The following is a 17379-nucleotide window of genomic DNA, read 5'->3' on the forward strand; positions in this document are numbered from 1 at the left end:
AAAATAGGTGTGTCCGTGATCAAATAAAAAACACCTAAGTAGCCAATCTGTATGCTCACAACGGCTGAATTTCTGAAATATACTCAATGGTCTGGTATTGCCACTGTGATATTTGCAGTTTTGGCAATACTAGCGTTCCTGTTCAAATGGGGCATCCGTTTTCGGCTAGTAGGTACGACTGGCTTTATGTTGGTACTGACTGCTGGTTTATTTGGACTTTCAATAGTTCCCTTGAGTCGTACCGTGATTCCTGGGGCTGTTAAGTACACTCTAGTTTACGATAATGGCTCAAGCCAAGCGGTAATCTCCCTATCTCCGAAAATTTCCCCTCCGGAAGTAGAAGCAACTTTATTACAAGCTGCCAGCAATCTCAATTCTTTTGGGCGTTCTGGTGACAGGAATGATAACAAGGTGACAATTCGCGCTCGTACTCTGATTCACCCAGAACCAGGGCTAACAGTACCACTTTACCTGGGAGAAGTTAAGCGATCGCTCGCTAGTCGAGAAGATACTCAGATATCAGTGGAAATATATCCAGAGAAATTTGCTCAATTGCCACCAGCAAAAGCTTAACATCAAGAGTGCTGAGTCAAACTCAGCACGGGCTGAACGCCCCGCAAACATCAAGTATTATGTTCTTTTACCGAATATGACGAGCGCACGAGTTTTTTGTATTTTCATATACAATTTTTGTTATTTTTAGATTAAGATGTTATTTACCTAAATTTAATCAACGTGTCATTCATGGGTGATGAAATTCCTCACCCACAGATGAGGAATCTGGTAATAGGTAATTGGTAATAGGTAATTGGACTATTACCTGCGTCGGCGCTTTGAGCAACCTCGACCACCCACGTTCGTGCAGTGTCCCGCGTTCTGAGGGATGGAGTTTCCCGCCGCTTTTATCAATAACAATACTTTGGCTGAGTATTCTGACAGTGGTATTGTTAATAACTATATGTTTATTCCAAAGTTTGGTAGTTCAGAATTTAAGGATAATGGGCAATATTTAATTTCAGGCAATCCCGCTAATCATGTTCTGACAAGCGTTTCCCTTCTCTGGGGAAACTGATATAAGTTCTAATTAGTCTAATTTTATTAAGATATATCAAGGTTTTTGGCAAACTAGAGTATATGCCTAATCAATTATCTAATCAAACCTTGTCTAATCAAACTGCTAGTTCATTAATCACCCTCGCGGTTGCCCCGGCAAAAGTTATCCGTGGCTGTAATATATTGCAGGTAGCCGCCACAGAAATTGCCAAATTGGGCAGTCGTCCTTTAATTGTGGCAGGTAATAGCACCGTTGCTATCAGCCAAGAGAAACTACAGCCAATTTTAGAAGCCCAGAATCTGCACGTTGCCCAAGCCTCTTATGGTGCAGATTGTGCGGAAGTTAGCTTAAAAGCCTTGAGGAAAGCAGCCAAAGAACATAAAGCCGATACGATTATCGGGATTGGTGGGGGCAAAGCTTTAGATACAGCAAAGTTAGTTGCCCATCAGTTAGATATACCTATAGTCACAATTCCCACATCGGCAGCTACCTGTGCCGCTTGGACGGCGCTATCAAATGTATATTCTGAGGACGGGGCGTTTCTTTACGATGTGGCTTTATCTCGCTGTCCCGACTTGCTGATACTTGACTACGACTTGATCCAAACTGCACCACAACATACACTAGTGGCAGGGATTGGGGATGCGATCGCTAAATGGTATGAAGCTTCTGTTAGTAGTGGGCATTTAGAACAAACTTTAATTATCTCCGCAGTCCAACAAGCGCGAGTTTTACGCGATATTTTATTCCAAAAGTCGGCAATTGCCTTACAACAACCAGGTAGTGAAGCTTGGCGGGAAGTTGTTGATGCCACAGTTTTACTAGCTGGTGTCATCGGTGGACTCGGTGGGGCGCAGTGCCGTACAGTAGCCGCCCATGCAGTCCATAATGGTTTAACCCACATTGCCGGACACAGTAGTATCCACGGTGAAAAAGTTGCCTACGGTATTTTGGTACAGCTGCGTCTGGAAGAAATGGTACAAGGTAATCAATTAGCAGCCGCCTCACGACAACAACTATTAAAGTTTTATGCAGAGATTGGACTGCCACAAAAATTAGGAGACTTGGGGTTGGGTAATATTACCTTAGGCGAGTTACAAACAGCCGCCGAAATCGCTTTAACACCTCAATCTGACATTCATCGTCTACCATTCAAAGTTGTGTTGGAACAGTTAATGGCAGCGATGGTTTCTACCACTGCACCAACAGATAGTAGAGACTCAGTTCATCGTGTCTCCACCAGGGGAATAAGTGACGAGGTTGAGGAATGAGTTTCGATTGGATTACGCCAGCAGATAGGATACAGCAACTACCACCTTATGTATTTGCCCGTCTTGACGAGCTGAAAGCTAAGGCAAGGGAGCAAGGAATTGATTTAATAGATTTGGGGATGGGGAATCCTGATGGCGCGACGCCACAACCAGTGGTAGATGCGGCTATCCAAGCTTTGCAAGACCCCAAAAATCACGGTTACCCTCCCTTTGAAGGTACAGCAAGTTTCCGCCGTGCCATTACTAACTGGTACAATCGCCGCTATGGGGTTGTACTAGACCCTGATAGTGAAGCCTTACCCCTACTCGGTTCTAAAGAAGGATTATCTCATTTAGCGATCGCCTATGTGAACCCTGGCGATGTGGTGCTGGTTCCTTCTCCCGCCTACCCCGCCCATTTTCGTGGCCCGGTAATCGCTGGGGGTACAGTCCACAGCTTAATTCTTAAACCTGAGAATGACTGGTTAATTGATTTAACCGCCATTCCTGAAGAAGTTGCCAGAAAAGCCAAAATATTATACTTTAACTATCCCAGCAACCCCACAGGCGCAACTGCACCCCGTGAATTTTTCGAGGAAATTGTGGCATTTGCCCGCAAATACGAAATTCTCTTGGTGCATGATTTGTGTTATGCCGAGTTAGCCTTTGATGGCTATCAACCCACCAGCTTACTAGAAATTCCTGGCGCAAAAGATATCGGCGTGGAGTTCCACACCTTATCGAAAACCTACAATATGGCTGGTTGGCGTGTGGGCTTTGTTGTGGGGAATCGTCATGTAATTCAAGGCTTGCGGACACTCAAAACCAACCTGGACTATGGCATTTTCGCCGCCTTGCAAACAGCCGCCGAAACAGCCTTACAACTACCAGATATTTATCTGCACGAAGTACAACAACGCTACCGCACCCGTCGGGATTTCCTCATCCAAGGATTAGGCGAGTTGGGCTGGGATGTTCCCAAGACCAAAGCCACCATGTATCTGTGGGTGAAATGTCCTGTGGGTATGGGTTCAACGGATTTCGCCCTCAACTTGTTGCAACAAACAGGCGTTGTCGTCACCCCTGGTAATGCCTTTGGGGTTGCCGGGGAGGGATATGTGCGGATAAGCTTAATTGCAGATTGCGATCGTTTAGGTGAAGCCTTAGACCGAATTAAGCAAGCTGGCATCCGTTATCGTCCAGAAGCTCTCGTTTCTGCCCCAGAATAGAGATAGCAGCCCTTTATTGACTTTCATTCATGCAAACCCCCACTGCTACCGTTCCTCATTTCATCGCTGCCGGTTTCCATGCTCTTTCTGATCCTATCAGGATTAATGTCTTGGAATTACTTCGTCAGCGAGAATTGTGCGTCTGTGACTTGTGCGAAGCTTTGGGGGTAAGTCAATCAAAACTGTCTTTTCACCTCAAAACTCTCAAAGAAGCTAGTTTAGTTAACTCCCGTCAACAAGGGCGCTGGATTTATTACAGTCTGAATTTGCCTCAATTTGCTGTGTTAGAAAAGTATTTGACAGATTACCAACACTTTGGGCAAGTATTACCTGCACGCTGCTGTGATAATAAGTAGCCGATAATAGGTTAGGACTGACGCTGGGCAAGGGTATAGGGATTTATATAACTAAATTCCTTTGCAGTAGGGTGGGCATTGCCCACCCTACTTATATTTCAGAAATCAAATACTAGTTCTATAGTAAACAACCCCTCACTTATTTAATGAGGGGTTGAGGTAGTTCTAAACAACGTGATACGCAGTTATTACCAACTTTTGGTCTGGACTATATATTGACTCAACTCTCGGATAACTACTATGAATCCACCAGACTTTTACTCTATTTCCTTGTGCTGGCGCGCTTCCTGATTTTGAGTACCCTGCACTAGTCATCGTTGTTTCAAATGCGCTTGAGTCTAAGACAGTAGTACTAAAAGCTGGAAGTCCCTGTATCAGATGCTTGTTTAGGGTCATAGTTGCCCTGGTAGGTCGAGAAAATCCTATACCCTGGTAATACTAAAGCAATTCCGGTATCACTGTGAATTATTCCTGGATATTTGTAAGGATGATCATCCGGTACACTACCACCAATCCGAACACTAAAGGCTGGCAACCAAATATATAAGCCAGGGATTAGCAAATCCATACTATAAGTAATGGCCCTCATTTGCTCATTTTCTTTAGGGGCAGCGATATTTCTTATTCTCAATCCGAAGCTTGGTTTTGTGACACTTAGCATAGTTTCAATCCCGTAAGGGGATTTTTAATTTGTTAATTTCCTTGTGAAAATTAGCTGGTCGTCTTAGAAGTTGTGGGAGTTTCTTTCCCTAATAGGGATTGTATCTTGATACTTTCTATTAATTACAAGTTTTAAGAGTTTCAATCCCTATTAGGGATTATATCTTGACATTCTCTATTAAAAATCCGTTTAAGTCTGAAACGACCTTGTAAAAAGGGTTATACGCTTTATCTTACTGAACCTGATAGAAGAATGCGACTGCCTCACAGTCAATAATCAAAATCAAGGTTTTTGGACTGTGGACTATTGACCACCCTCAGAAGAGTTTTTTGGTTCAGTGCGTAAGTCCTAATTGCTTTATATCGGTCTATACGGAGGGCAAACTGCTCAAGTGACTCATATTATAAGCGATTGAGTACTGAGTAGAAAAACTCTGAAACCGACGATGAAAAACCTAATTTTTATTGCTACTACTTTTATAACTACAATTAGTTTGACCAATATTGCCCAAGCCGCAAATCAAGAACATATTAGACAGTTGTTGGCAACTAAGCAATGTCAAAACTGTGACTTGAGTGGTGCTGGTTTAGTGATGGCTGACTTAACTGGAGCCAATTTAAGCGGCGCTAACCTTGCGGGTGCAAATCTGAGCCGGGCAAATTTGAGTGGTGCTGATTTGCGCGGCGCAAACTTAAGTGGTGCGGGTTTATTTGGGGTGAACTTGAGTGAAGCCAAACTCGGTGGAGCAAATTTAGCCGGTGCTGATTTAAGAAGTACATTTTTAAGTAATGCCGAATTTACTGGTGCATATTTGCAGGGAACTAACTTTCAAGGTGCGTTAGGGATACCATTGCAAATTGCGACACCAGACGAATTTTATGCTTTGGGTGTAGCAGAGGCACAAAAAGGCAATCAACAACAGGCTATTAATTATTTTAACCAGGCGATCGCATCTAAACCAGAATACGCTGGTGCATATTTAGCCCGTGGTATTGCTCGATACCAGCTATTTGACCGCCAAGGTGCAGCCCAAGATGCCCAAACCGCAGAAAAACTCTTTACCTCTCAAGATAACGCCACAGGAATACAAACAGCCCAAGCTTTCATCAAAGAACTACAAACACCATACACAGAAAAGTTAAGTGCCGGTAAACCCAGTTTTTTCGACTTTTTAGGCAGTCTAGGTTCAGTATTGCTACAGTTCCTACCATTTTGAATGCTTAATTTTGAATTGGAGGTAAGCGACTTGACTTTCTCAAATCAACTTTGGACAGCAAATCAAGATTTAGCCGCAGCTTGCCTAGAGCATCCTTTTGTTCAAGGTATTGGTAATGGTAGCCTGGAGGAGCAAAAATTTGCTTATTATGTAGGGCAGGATGCTTTTTTCTTAGCAGCCTTCGCCCGTGCTTACAGTATTGCTGCGGCTAAATCACCAGACTGGATAGGTTTTACTACGTTTCACAATTTAGCTGGTGGTGTATTGGCAGAGATGCGTCTACATGAAAGCTACGCAGTCCAATGGGGAGTTGATTTACATTCTGTGCAACCAGGAGTGGCTACCCGTCGCTATACCGATTTTTTGTTGGCTACTGCTTGGGGTGGAGATGTAGGTTTAACTGCTGCGGCCATGTCTCCTTGTATGCGTCTGTATGCTTTTTTGGGAGAACAGTTAGCTAAGAATGGTATTCCTAATCATCAATACGCTGATTGGATTCGGACTTACTGTAGTGCTGATTTTCTACCATTAGTACAACAATTGGAAAGTTTAGTAGAAAACTATGCTACTGCTAATACCTTAACCAGTTCAACTTATCGCTACGCCATGCTTTGCGAACAAGAATTTTTTCAAGCAGCCTGGATGATTTAATCACAGCACATTCTATAGAACTCATATTTGATTTTTGAATAAAACTCAGTACACATTTATTGCTTTCTTCCCAATCCCCATTACCCCTTATCCCCAGAGGGGGCCCCACCTTCCCCAGTCCCCAGTCCCTTACCTCTACGAGTGATTCAGAAATCAAATCGGATTGCTATACTTATTTGACTTGAGTGACTCGCCAACTGAGGCGCAAGTTTACCCAGAAGTTCCAAACAGTGGCTATGGCGATCGCAATCAGGTTGGCAATATAGCGGTTAGGAATGAGATAATTAAAGATAATATTCAATATCAGTACATTCAGCACTACCCCGGCTAGACAAACAATATTAAATTTTAAAAATCGCTTCACACGTTGATTCCAACCTCTTTGCTGCATTGATACGTCGGCAAATGTCCAGGCATCATTCCAGAGAAAATTGTTGAAAATCGCTATTTCTGAAGCAATAATTTTACTGCGGGTCAGTGGCCAGGCTAGTGTTGATGGGTCACTTAGTAGGTAAAGTATTACCATATCTACAAATACACCACTCAACCCTACCAAACCAAAACGGATGAATTTATCCAAGGGAAAGCTTTGATGAATCCTTTGCAATCTGCCGGTGGAGACTCGCAAGCGAATTAAATGGTGGATGTAATCTACATACTGCTTCCAAGTAACTTTGCTCTCACCTTCTTGGCGTTCACAGAATACATAACCCGCTTCGGCAATTTCGTCTACTTTACCTCGCCCAATCACTTCTAATAAAATTTTGTATCCTACCGGATTAAAGGTGGCATTGGTAATACAGTTGCGCCGCACCATAAAATAACCACTCATCGGGTCAGAAACCCTACCCAATACACTGGGTAGAATGACTAGTCCTAATAATTGCGCCCCACGAGACAAAAAACGTCTGATAAAACTCCAGCTACTTACACCACCGCCATCTACGTGACGACTAGCTACAGCTAAATCTGCACCCCTATGGATTTTACTTAAAAGTTCCAGCAATACATGGGGTGGATGCTGCAAATCTCCATCAATGACCCCTAAAATGCTACCTCTAGCTACTTGCCACCCACGAATTACGGCTGTAGATAGTCCTCTTTCTTCCTGCCGTCGCATCACTCGTAACTGTGGATATTCTGCCGTCAAAGATAGGGCTACCTCCCAAGTGCCATCTGGGCTATCATCATCTACTACAATCAGTTCATAATCTCCCGGTATAAACTCATCCAGTATCTGACTTAATCTCTCAATGACATTCCTAATATTCCCGCTCTCTTTATAAGTAGGAATAATGAGAGAAAACTGGATGGGTTGACCAGTCACACCCGAATCACTAGGTGGAAACTCAGGAACTTGTAAATTACCTGCGGGTACTGGCAACAATGACTGAGTTTTATTGATACTCATGTATTAGAATTCAGGTGGTAGAAGATTCTTTTATGACATTAACTGTATCTGCTTAAGTATACATAGAGTCAGTAGATATTCTTCATGAAATCTTCAATATTTTTCTCGGTGAAATCAGCTATCGGATACAAGTATTTTATCTCTGTATCTAAATTTTCCCGACTCAAAGACGTTACTAGGCACTAGATTTATCTATAATGCTGTTGAATCACGAATGTAATGTTGTTATTTGAATTATTATACAATTTACGATTTATCTATTGACAAATATACATATATGTGAATTTGACTAGATGACAAATCATCATCAATCTAGACTATAGGTGATGGTAAGCAGATGAATTTTCTTTCAAGATGGATGCAAATTAGTACATCATCTGCATGAGAAAATACAGGTAATACAATCGCAACACAAGCGATGAAGGCACAGAAGGAAAAACGATGTCGGAGAATTTTAGAAGCAAGGCTATCACACAAGGGGTACAGCGATCGCCTAACAGAGCAATGCTGCGGGCTGTTGGTTTTCAGGATGCAGATTTTACCAAAGCCATTGTAGGTGTTGCCAATGGTTACAGCACGATTACCCCGTGTAATATGGGGATAAATCAACTAGCACAAAGGGCAGAAGCTGGTATAAATACTGCTGGAGCAAAGCCGCAAATATTCGGTACAATTACGATTAGTGATGGGATTTCGATGGGAACCGAAGGGATGAAATATTCCCTGGTATCACGAGAAGTAATCGCTGACTCCATTGAAACCGTTTGTAATGGGCAAAGTTTAGACGGGGTAATTGCCATTGGTGGCTGTGATAAGAATATGCCAGGGGCAATGATTGCGATCGCCCGGATAAATATCCCTGCTATCTTTGTTTACGGTGGCACAATTAAACCCGGACATTACAACGGTAAAGATTTAACTGTTGTCAGTTCTTTTGAGGCTGTTGGTGAGTACAGCGCCGGTAAAATTGACGAAAATGAACTGTTAGCAGTAGAACGCAATGCTTGTCCTGGTGCAGGTTCCTGCGGTGGGATGTACACAGCAAATACCATGTCCTCTGCTTTTGAAGCACTGGGGATGAGTTTGCCCTATTCGTCTACAATGGCGGCAGAAGATGACGAAAAAGCTGATAGTACGGAAGAATCAGCCAAGGTATTGGTAGAGGCGATTCGTCATCAATTATTACCCAGACAGATTATCACTCGTAAGTCCATAGAAAACGCCATATCTGTAATTATGGCTGTGGGTGGTTCTACTAATGCGGTGTTACATTTTCTAGCGATCGCCCGTGCGGCTGGTGTAGAACTAAATCTGGACGACTTTGAAACTATTCGTGGTCGTGTCCCCGTTTTGTGCGACTTGAAACCAAGCGGTAGATATGTGGCTACAGACCTGCACAAAGCTGGTGGTATACCCCAAGTCATGAAAATGTTACTCGTGCATGGTTTACTCCACGGCGACTGTATGACCATCACAGGTAAAACCATTGCCGAAGTTTTAGCAGATATCCCAGAAGAACCATCGCCTAATCAAGATGTAATTCGTCCTTGGAATAACCCCATGTATGCCCAAGGCCACTTGGCTATACTCAAAGGTAATTTGGCAACAGAAGGCGCAGTTGCCAAAATTACTGGTGTGAAAAATCCTGTGATTACAGGGCCAGCCAAAGTATTTGAATCAGAAGAGGATTGTTTAGATGCAATTTTGGCAGGTAAAATTAAAGCCGGTGACGTGATTGTCATCCGCTACGAAGGCCCCAAAGGCGGCCCTGGGATGCGAGAAATGTTAGCCCCCACCTCAGCTATTATCGGTGCAGGTTTAGGCGACTCAGTGGGACTAATTACCGATGGACGCTTCTCCGGTGGTACTTACGGTATGGTTGTGGGACACGTTGCACCAGAAGCAGCCGTTGGTGGGGCGATCGCTCTGGTACAAGAAGGTGATAGCATCACAATTGATGCCCACGCCCGTTCTTTGCAGTTGAACATATCAGACGAAGAATTAACCCGTCGTCGTGCCAATTGGCAACCCCGTCCCCCACGTTACACTACAGGCATACTGGCAAAATACGCCAAGTTGGTAGCTTCTAGTAGTGTGGGTGCTGTCACCGATTTAGACTTATTCAATAAATAGGCGGTAAATTCCAAAAAAGCCTCCTATTTTTAGATTTTGCATTTTGAATTAGTGCAGAATCACCTTTCTTGATTTTAAGTTTTAATTAGACGTGAGTTCGACGAATAAAACAACCCTCTCCTCTAGATGCGGCTACCCGCCTGCAAGGAGAAGCCACCGCGTTGTAGCAAGTGGCGTAGAGGCTTTAAAACCCCATTTCTCGTTGAGATGTTAGCTCTTTACTCCCCTCTCCGTGTCGGAGCGAAAAGTCTCAGGGGCTGGGGGAGAGGTCAAAAAAGACTTGTCGAACTCACGTTGAATTAGTGGAAAGAGAGAGGATAAATGCTGAAGTCTACAACGAGCATCCGCCTAGCCGTGAAATGGCTGGCATATAAGTTACCCTAATTGCTATTCTCTACTTGTTTAATTGGGAGTATAATATCGATTTTAGTTCCTTGGTTCTCAATAGAAGTACATTTGATAGAGCCACCATGCTGCTCAACAATAATTTGATAGCTAATAGACAAACCTAAACCAGTTCCTTGACCAACAGGCTTAGTAGTAAAAAAAGGTTGGAAAATGCTCCGACAAATGTCTTCACTCATACCACAACCATTATCAGCAATTGAGATAGTAATTTGATTGTCCTGAGAATGAAATGTACGAATCCAAATAGTTGGTGTTTCATCTATATTTGGAGCGAGAGTAGCTAACTTTGAAATTAAAGCATCGATGGCATTATTAATTAAATTTAGAAATACTTGATTTAAAAAGCGTGGATTACAAAAAATTTGAGGAATTTTCCCGTACTCTTTAATCACTGAAATAGGCTGGCCATTACTACCATCACAGTTAAGCCGATGCTGCAAAATGACGAGTGTACTATCAATACCCTCGTGAATATCAGCTTTTTTATAGTTAGCTTCATTCAAACGTGAGAAATTTGAGAGCGATTCTACAATCTCCTTAATACGAACTGCGCCAACCTGCATGGAATTCAGCAGCTTTGGCAAGTCGCTCTGGATATACTTCAAATCGCTGTTAGCAAGAGCCTTAACAATTCTGACATCTGGATTTGGATATACAGAAGCATAAGTTGTTACAAGGTTTAGTAAGTCATGAGCATACTGGTGAAGATATTCTAAATTGCCATGTATAAAACTCACTGGATTATTAATTTCGTGGGCAACCCCAGCAACCATTGTTCCCAACGCTAACATAGTTTCACGTTGAATTAATTGCATTTGAGCTTGCTGAGTTTCTTTTAATTGAAATAAAGCTGATTCAGCATTTTCTTTTGCTGCGCGGTATTTTTCCTGTACTATAAATAGTCGTTGCAGTGTGTGGTAGTAGATAGTAACACTAAAAAACACGAATAATGCTCCGAAAAAGAAAACCATCCCAGTGAGCAATGGTATCCATTCAATCAGCCTCGCAATTGTTAAATAGATGCTCCCCAAATAACCACCCAGAAAAAAAAATCATTAGTAAAAACATGATTTGCCAACTCAGTTGCTCTGGTTCGGTCTTGAATAATTTGAGAATTTTTTGAGTCTTGAGAATGGATAGTCCCATTATCCCAGCCCCAAGTGTAATCAGAATGATAATGAAAGACAGAACAATGGAAGAATTCAACATAGTATTAAGCCGACATAAACATAAAAAACCGCAAGATGCTCTGTAAACTCCTACTATATCTACGCCTAGTAGACATAAGTTATAGAGATACGTCTCAGTAACTTTATCTATATAAATAGATTTACAGCGCTCACGTAATGCTTCATAAATAGGTATAGTGGGGGTTTCGCGCTCACTCCTTTTTTAGCTTCATCAAATATTTTTTATACTCATGTATTTAATGTTATAGATATTACATCTATAGGAATCCTATTTGATTTGTGAACAAGACCAAGAGATAATACGGAGAGGGATAAAAGTCTAATAGTAAACAATGAAAAGTCAGCATTTACAAGCTACTACACTTGCGGGGGAAGTATCGCAGCAATATTTAAAAGAGGAAACTGCACTGAATGCGATTGCTGAATTACAAGATTTTATAGATATGTGTCCAGATGCGCGTGAAGTAAGGAAAGCATTGGCAGTCAAGCTAGTTTATCAAGGTTACTTGTATGATGAAATCCAAAAAATTTTAGACGTATCGCGAGGGTCAATCACAGGCTGGAAGCAAGCCTATGAAGAAACTGGAATTGACGGACTGCGACTAAACTACAAAGGGAGAAAGAGCTATCTGAATGCTAAACAACTCCAAGAGGTGTTGAGCTGGCTACAAACAAAAGATTGTTGGGAGCTTGGGGAACTAGAGTATCAACTAGCTTTTGAGTATGACGTAGTTTATGAGTCAAAGCAAAGCTACTACGACTTGTTCTCCGAAGCAGGAATCAGTTGGAAGAAAACCACAAAGGTAAATCCGAAAGCCGATGAGAATGCTGTTGCAGAAAAAAAAAAGAGATTGAAACATTGCTGGCAAATAACCGAGAAGAAATCGAAACAGGAAAGTTAAGAGTATTGTTAATTGATGAGTGTCATTTAATGTGGGGAGATTTAAGTGGTTATGTATGGGGAAAAAGTGACCAAGAAATCGCAGTCCCAGTTGTCAACGAGCGAGATAAGCAGACATACTATGGGGCAGTTGACTATCTCCTTGGAGAATTAGTTCTCAAAGCTTATGATGCTGGAAACTCAAAAAATACTATCAACTACCTAGAATACTTACTAGCTAACTCTCCCGACCAGCGATTACTAATTTTTTGGGATGGGGCTAGCTACCACCGTTCCAAGGAAATTAGAGGTTTCTTGGACTCTGTTAATCAAAGCTTACCAACCGAGCAATGGAAAATACACTGTGTCCGTTTTGCCCCTAATTGCCCAGTACAAAATCCGATAGAGGATATTTGGTTACAAGCCAAAACATGGGTTAGACGTTTTTGTGCTTTAATTCCTTCATTTTCACATTTAAAGTGGATATTTGAGTGGTTTATTAGACACACTACCTTTGATTTTGACACTCTACAGATGTACGGAACTTATTCAAAAATCAAATAGGATTCCTATATTTATATAAATACTAGAAAATACGGGTGTGAAATTAAGTTAAGGAAGAACGCAAACAACTGATATCCAGAATTAGCCAAGCATCAGGTGTTGCTCAATACCTTCACCCCCGCGAACTTGAAAGCCGCCGACACTATTTTTCGGCATAGCTTTTGCCAAAATGGAAATGAAGATTGTTGCAGCCCATCTTTTACGTCGCTATCATTGGGAAATCTTGCCCAATCAAAGTTTAGATTCGGTGCTAGTCCCTACTAACCAACCTCAAGATGGGTTGCGAGTTCGATTCCAACCTCTGTGAGATGTTTTATGTCACTCCCAGTAAAAATAAACTTATCTGAAGGTTTATTACAACATTGGCAAACAGCAAAGGGTTATGTTGACCAAAGGGTTAACTCTTTAACTGACTCAGCACAAAAACTTGGGCAATCTTTACAAGAAACGACTAATACAACCACTGATAAAACTATTGATGCCGTTACAAAAACTCTGGGACAAAGCTGGCAAACGGCAGAACAAATTAAGAGTACAACATCTGTGGCGCTAAAAACAGCCATAGATGCTTCTGTAAATGATTGGCTAGTACAACACCCTACATTTTGGCGATTAGTGCAGATATTAGTTTGGGCAACTAATCACCCAATTATTAGTTTAATCATACTACTATTTACCATAGCTCTCATTTGGAGCATTATCAAAGCAATAATGCGCTTGATTGAGACAGCTAGCGCGTCAATTTTGCAAGTACCATTAAAATTTATTCAGGCTTTAATTCAATTTGTGATTTTATCTTTAACTAAAGTTGGCAGCTTCGCTATACAAAAAATCAGCAATCATCACATAATAGACGATGCAAAAGCTTTGTCAATGACGAAAACTGAAGTGTTTCATCAAGATAAACAGCAAAGATTAATAGATATTTCCCATCGCCTGGAAGAAATTCAACAGGAACAGCAACAGCTTTTACAAGAAGCTCAAGAGCTAATTGCTTCAGATACCATTGAGGTAAAACATCCGGAAATAAAATTAACTCCCAGTCAATATTAAAACATCAGAAAATTGGGGAATGATATCATCTTCTGTGCCAGATAAAAATTGAGCAAAGCGCTGTGCTAATGGTGGTATCAAAACTAAAGGATTGCTGAAACCAGAAAAAATATGCACGCCTGTAAATTCGGGAATAGCACCAATTACAGGTAAGCCACTACTACTAAATGCAACTAAACAATGATGCCAATCTCCTGGTAAATCACCTAATGTAGGTAAAATTTGACTAATACTTTGTCGCAACCAACGCTCACTTTCTTCATGGTTGATATCAGCATCTACATCTGTCAGTACCCGACTAATTTGACCCAAGCGTAAACTTCCATCTAAAAACTGAACTGCACCCGCATCTAATATAGGTGGTAACAGTTGATTACCGGATTCATCCCATAATTCATCGACTTTAGTAGATGCAGACTCTAATTTAAATCTTTGCAGGTTCGCTGGCATGACTAAAGTATTTAACCGCGAATCAACGGGAGGAGTTTCAATTATTTCTGCATGGGTGAAATACACTTTAATGGAAACACCTGCTGATTTTAGTAAGCGTCGGCTGAGTCCACCAGCGCAAACGACTACATTAGCACTGTGATAAGTTGCAGTAGTCGTTTTGACACCACCTGACATTACCTGCAATACTTCACCTATTTGCAACTCACCCCCAGCACGCAAAAAGGCTTGAATGTAAGCTTGCACAGTTTTTTGGGGATGAATATGACCATGTTTGACAGTTAACGCACCTGCGATCGCTCCTGGGTTCAACAGTGGTTCTAACTCACAAGCTTCTGGTACACTTAATAGACATGGCGGTACTGCACACTGAGCATACAACTCTGCTGTAACTTCTAGGTCACTGTCAGCAGGAATTGTCAGCAATAAATCCAATTCTCGCAATTCAATATCAGCATCTAACTCTTGGGAAAGAATATTGTAGCGATCGCGCGCCTCCTGGCATAATTGTCTTGTTAATGGTGTACTCCCCGACCAATAGGCAAGTCCGCCATAACTGTAACGAGTAGCATTCTGGGCTACAGCGTCTTTTTCTAATAAAAGTACACTAAAGCCTGTTTTCACCAATTCATAGGCGAGTACAGCACCCGTCATTCCCCCGCCAACCACAATCCAATCGTAAGTTTTCATTTAATAGGTTGCTTGTAGACGACTTACAAGATATTCTCCCGCAAGTATGGGAGGATATATGGGCGCTCTGTCTGGCTGACAACTTGCTCGCTACTATCTCCCCTAATGGTATTTGCATGATTTTACAAAAAAGCAGATCAGTGAATCACTAATCTGCTGATTATGGGATGATTTGCTTTTAAGAAATACTAAATTTTCTCAAGAAACAGTATTGACGTTAGTAGCCACCATTATTTCTTGACCAACTACCCCCACCGGAACGAGCGCCTTTCTCTTCCCGTGGACGAGCTTTATTAACTTTAAGTACACGCCCCATCCATTCTGCGCCATCAAGAGCTTGAATGGCTGCATCTTCTGCGGCTGATGATTCCATTTCTACGAAACCAAAACCGCGAACACGTCCGGTTTCTCTATCTGTGGGTAACTGAACGCGTGTGACTGAACCGTACTCGGAAAATACTTTAGTAAGGTCGTCTTGTGTGACGCTGTAGGACAGATTCCCTACGTATATTGACATGAAACTCTCCAGAATCCATTGATGCAGAGATGTTTATCCGGAGAGCCGCTTGAAATTATTACTAAAAACAAGATACGTATCACCGAACTTAACTTCTCTAATTATATTTTATCACATCTTCATGATTAGTAAAGTATGTATTGAAATTTTTGTTTTAATGTATGGTATAATACAAAACTTTTTGACTATCTAGAAATTAAGTTTCTACAAAGAAAGTCTCTGGATCAGTTCCCCAGTTTATCCAGCAAATCGCTTCACGGGCTGATTTTGTCTGGGGTGGAACCCGCAAAACGTGAATGAATCCTGTGCTGGGGCAGGTCATTTTTAATAAGTAGATTGGCTCAACATCAATGGAGTTGTCAATCTGCACAAGGGTATATTCTGCCCAACTATCTAATTCAACCGCTTGCAATTCTTGGCAGATACGAGCGTAACCTATACCTTGAATCAAAACGCGGCGTAGTTCAGCATTTGTTTCTGTTAACAGCCATTGCGGTTCCCATTGCTGCGGGTGGAGTTTGCCGTATTTTTCCGGTAGGGTGATACCGTGATAGGAGTAGATACTGTATCCATCTGCAAACTCTACAGCTGGTTCGCCTTCGGCGTGGAGTTGATTTTGATTGTCGAAGCGGATGTGAAGTGGGCGATCGCAGATAATACAAACATGATTATAAGGAAAGAACCAGGGACACTCATTAGCGAGTGCTAACCAAAACTCCCAAAGATGATGATGATATTCACAACCTAATACAGAGATACAATAATCAATATAAGTTGCATAATATACCCATCCTGTTATTAAATTAAGATCATCCCAAGATAAAAACTGATTCTCGCTAATAGACATCAATAATCTCTTGCTTATACCTCCAAAAGGATAATAAATTTTTCCTCTTACCTTTTTGAATATCTCAGTATTGATTTGACTATTTATCTTCTCTTTAAGAGGTAAATTTATTTTAACTTGAACTTGTTTTACTAAAGATTGTTCTATTAAATTGTGTGCATCAATTTTTAGGAAATTATTATTAAATTGATTAGGGCTTTCTAAAAAGATAATTTTCGGTATTGATTTACCAAGTAAAGAATATGCTAGATCTGCCGCTTTTATGGCTTTCTCTCGTTTAATTCTTTGGGTTAAAAGCGCAATATTTCGCCACTTCTCTCGATAAACCGTAATCAAACTTTCTTGCTCATTCGTTAACTGGTTTATCATTTTTCACTTTAGTTTATTCCTAATAAACATATTTTTTGGAAGAGCATTTTAAAACGCAGAGGGGCGCGGAGGTTTGTTTACGCGGAGGGACACGGAGGTTTGTAAGAGAGACGGGGATTTTTAATCGGCGACATAACGCCAACCTTCAGGTTCGTATTCGCGTTGAATTTTCACCATCCAATGACCTTGGGGTATGGGAATTGCTTGATGTTCCTCATGGGTTAGCAAAGCAGTCTTGGAAAACACACGCAAGTAGAGTGTGCCATCTTTGTTAAATAATTGTGCCTCACCCTCAGTGATGCGATGCTTATGCCCTGTAACTTCACCCTCTGCCAAAGTTAAGTGAGGTATCATTTCTCCAGTAACTTCCTGCACAGGTAGTAGAATAACATCGCCTTGGCGAATTGCCTGCATGATTTTGCCTCTGGGGATAAGTACAAACCCCTCTTC

17 protein-coding genes are annotated in these 17379 nt (G+C 41.5%); 10 read left to right on the forward strand and 7 right to left on the reverse strand.

Annotated features, from left to right (window positions below; all coding sequences use genetic code 11):
• The first annotated feature begins 51 nt into the window (after positions 1 to 51).
• The 4 genes from ACN222_RS13800 to ACN222_RS13815 all read left to right on the forward strand — a co-directional run bounded on the left by ACN222_RS13800 (position 52) and on the right by ACN222_RS13815 (position 3889).
• Complete coding sequence (locus tag ACN222_RS13800) at positions 52 to 573, forward strand: Ycf51 family protein (RefSeq protein WP_010996915.1); 522 nt, start codon at positions 52 to 54, stop codon at positions 571 to 573.
• A 561-nt stretch (positions 574 to 1134) separates the two neighbouring features.
• Entirely contained in the window at positions 1135 to 2325 is a 1191-nt protein-coding gene (locus ACN222_RS13805; protein WP_010996917.1) for an iron-containing alcohol dehydrogenase family protein, read from the forward strand.
• On the forward strand, positions 2322 to 3533 hold the full coding sequence (locus ACN222_RS13810; protein WP_010996918.1) for an aspartate aminotransferase: 1212 nt from the start codon (positions 2322 to 2324) through the stop codon (positions 3531 to 3533). The genes ACN222_RS13805 and ACN222_RS13810 overlap by 4 nt, the downstream gene beginning before the upstream one ends.
• Before the next feature lie 29 nt (positions 3534 to 3562).
• Complete coding sequence (locus ACN222_RS13815; RefSeq protein ID WP_010996919.1) at positions 3563 to 3889, forward strand: ArsR/SmtB family transcription factor; 327 nt, start codon at positions 3563 to 3565, stop codon at positions 3887 to 3889.
• A 352-nt stretch (positions 3890 to 4241) separates the two neighbouring features.
• Here the strand turns inward: ACN222_RS13815 and ACN222_RS13820 are convergent, their stop codons facing one another.
• Positions 4242 to 4478 carry a hypothetical protein gene (locus ACN222_RS13820; protein WP_231865457.1) on the reverse strand — a complete coding sequence of 79 codons (237 nt, stop codon included), beginning with the start codon at positions 4476 to 4478 and terminating at the stop codon, positions 4242 to 4244.
• 517 nt (positions 4479 to 4995) lie between these two features.
• Between ACN222_RS13820 and ACN222_RS13825 the strand changes: the two genes are divergently transcribed.
• Both ACN222_RS13825 and ACN222_RS13830 read left to right on the forward strand, forming a co-directional pair.
• Entirely contained in the window at positions 4996 to 5766 is a 771-nt protein-coding gene (locus ACN222_RS13825; RefSeq protein WP_010996921.1) for a pentapeptide repeat-containing protein, read from the forward strand.
• Positions 5767 to 5796: 30 nt separating this feature from the next.
• Positions 5797 to 6417 carry a TenA family protein gene (locus ACN222_RS13830; protein ID WP_010996922.1) on the forward strand — a complete coding sequence of 207 codons (621 nt, stop codon included), beginning with the start codon at positions 5797 to 5799 and terminating at the stop codon, positions 6415 to 6417.
• 172 nt (positions 6418 to 6589) lie between these two features.
• Here the strand turns inward: ACN222_RS13830 and ACN222_RS13835 are convergent, their stop codons facing one another.
• Positions 6590 to 7828 (reverse strand): glycosyltransferase, encoded by a 1239-nt coding sequence (locus ACN222_RS13835; RefSeq protein WP_010996923.1) that lies wholly within the window; start codon positions 7826 to 7828, stop codon positions 6590 to 6592.
• Between the two features lie 441 nt (positions 7829 to 8269).
• Here ACN222_RS13835 and ilvD point away from each other — a divergent pair, with 441 nt between their 5' ends.
• Positions 8270 to 9961: a dihydroxy-acid dehydratase gene (gene ilvD / locus ACN222_RS13840; protein ID WP_010996924.1), complete on the forward strand. Its 1692-nt coding sequence runs from the start codon at positions 8270 to 8272 to the stop codon at positions 9959 to 9961.
• Positions 9962 to 10341: 380 nt separating this feature from the next.
• Here the strand turns inward: ilvD and ACN222_RS13845 are convergent, their stop codons facing one another.
• On the reverse strand, positions 10342 to 11313 hold the full coding sequence (locus ACN222_RS13845) for a sensor histidine kinase (protein WP_419756862.1): 972 nt from the start codon (positions 11311 to 11313) through the stop codon (positions 10342 to 10344).
• A gap of 578 nt (positions 11314 to 11891) precedes the next feature.
• Between ACN222_RS13845 and ACN222_RS13850 the strand changes: the two genes are divergently transcribed.
• The 3 genes from ACN222_RS13850 (at position 11892) to ACN222_RS13860 (ending at position 14056) form a co-directional block, all read left to right on the forward strand.
• A protein-coding gene (locus ACN222_RS13850) for an IS630-like element IS895 family transposase (protein ID WP_096637129.1) occupies positions 11892 to 13003 on the forward strand; the annotation gives its coding sequence in 2 pieces (ribosomal slippage) (positions 11892 to 12396 and positions 12396 to 13003; 1113 coding nt in all).
• A 175-nt stretch (positions 13004 to 13178) separates the two neighbouring features.
• Positions 13179 to 13310, forward strand: coding sequence for a hypothetical protein (locus ACN222_RS13855; protein WP_416365148.1), 132 nt, complete (start codon positions 13179 to 13181; stop codon positions 13308 to 13310).
• An 8-nt stretch (positions 13311 to 13318) separates the two neighbouring features.
• Positions 13319 to 14056 carry a hypothetical protein gene (locus ACN222_RS13860; protein ID WP_044521491.1) on the forward strand — a complete coding sequence of 246 codons (738 nt, stop codon included), beginning with the start codon at positions 13319 to 13321 and terminating at the stop codon, positions 14054 to 14056.
• On the opposite strand, the gene ACN222_RS13865 is transcribed toward ACN222_RS13860, so the two are convergent.
• The 4 genes from ACN222_RS13865 to ACN222_RS13880 all read right to left on the reverse strand — a co-directional run bounded on the left by ACN222_RS13865 (position 14036) and on the right by ACN222_RS13880 (position 17343).
• Complete coding sequence (locus ACN222_RS13865; protein ID WP_010996927.1) at positions 14036 to 15196, reverse strand: NAD(P)/FAD-dependent oxidoreductase; 1161 nt, start codon at positions 15194 to 15196, stop codon at positions 14036 to 14038. The genes ACN222_RS13860 and ACN222_RS13865 overlap by 21 nt on opposite strands.
• 217 nt (positions 15197 to 15413) lie before the next feature.
• Positions 15414 to 15713: an RNA recognition motif domain-containing protein gene (locus ACN222_RS13870; protein ID WP_010996928.1), complete on the reverse strand. Its 300-nt coding sequence runs from the start codon at positions 15711 to 15713 to the stop codon at positions 15414 to 15416.
• A gap of 196 nt (positions 15714 to 15909) precedes the next feature.
• Positions 15910 to 16929: a DUF6745 domain-containing protein gene (locus tag ACN222_RS13875; protein WP_010996929.1), complete on the reverse strand. Its 1020-nt coding sequence runs from the start codon at positions 16927 to 16929 to the stop codon at positions 15910 to 15912.
• A 120-nt stretch (positions 16930 to 17049) separates the two neighbouring features.
• Positions 17050 to 17343 carry a hypothetical protein gene (locus tag ACN222_RS13880; protein ID WP_010996930.1) on the reverse strand — a complete coding sequence of 98 codons (294 nt, stop codon included), beginning with the start codon at positions 17341 to 17343 and terminating at the stop codon, positions 17050 to 17052.
• Positions 17344 to 17379 lie beyond the last annotated feature (36 nt).

Origin of the sequence: Anabaena sp. FACHB-595, assembly GCF_048568275.1 — a bacterium.
Lineage (GTDB): Bacteria > Cyanobacteriota > Cyanobacteriia > Cyanobacteriales > Nostocaceae > Trichormus.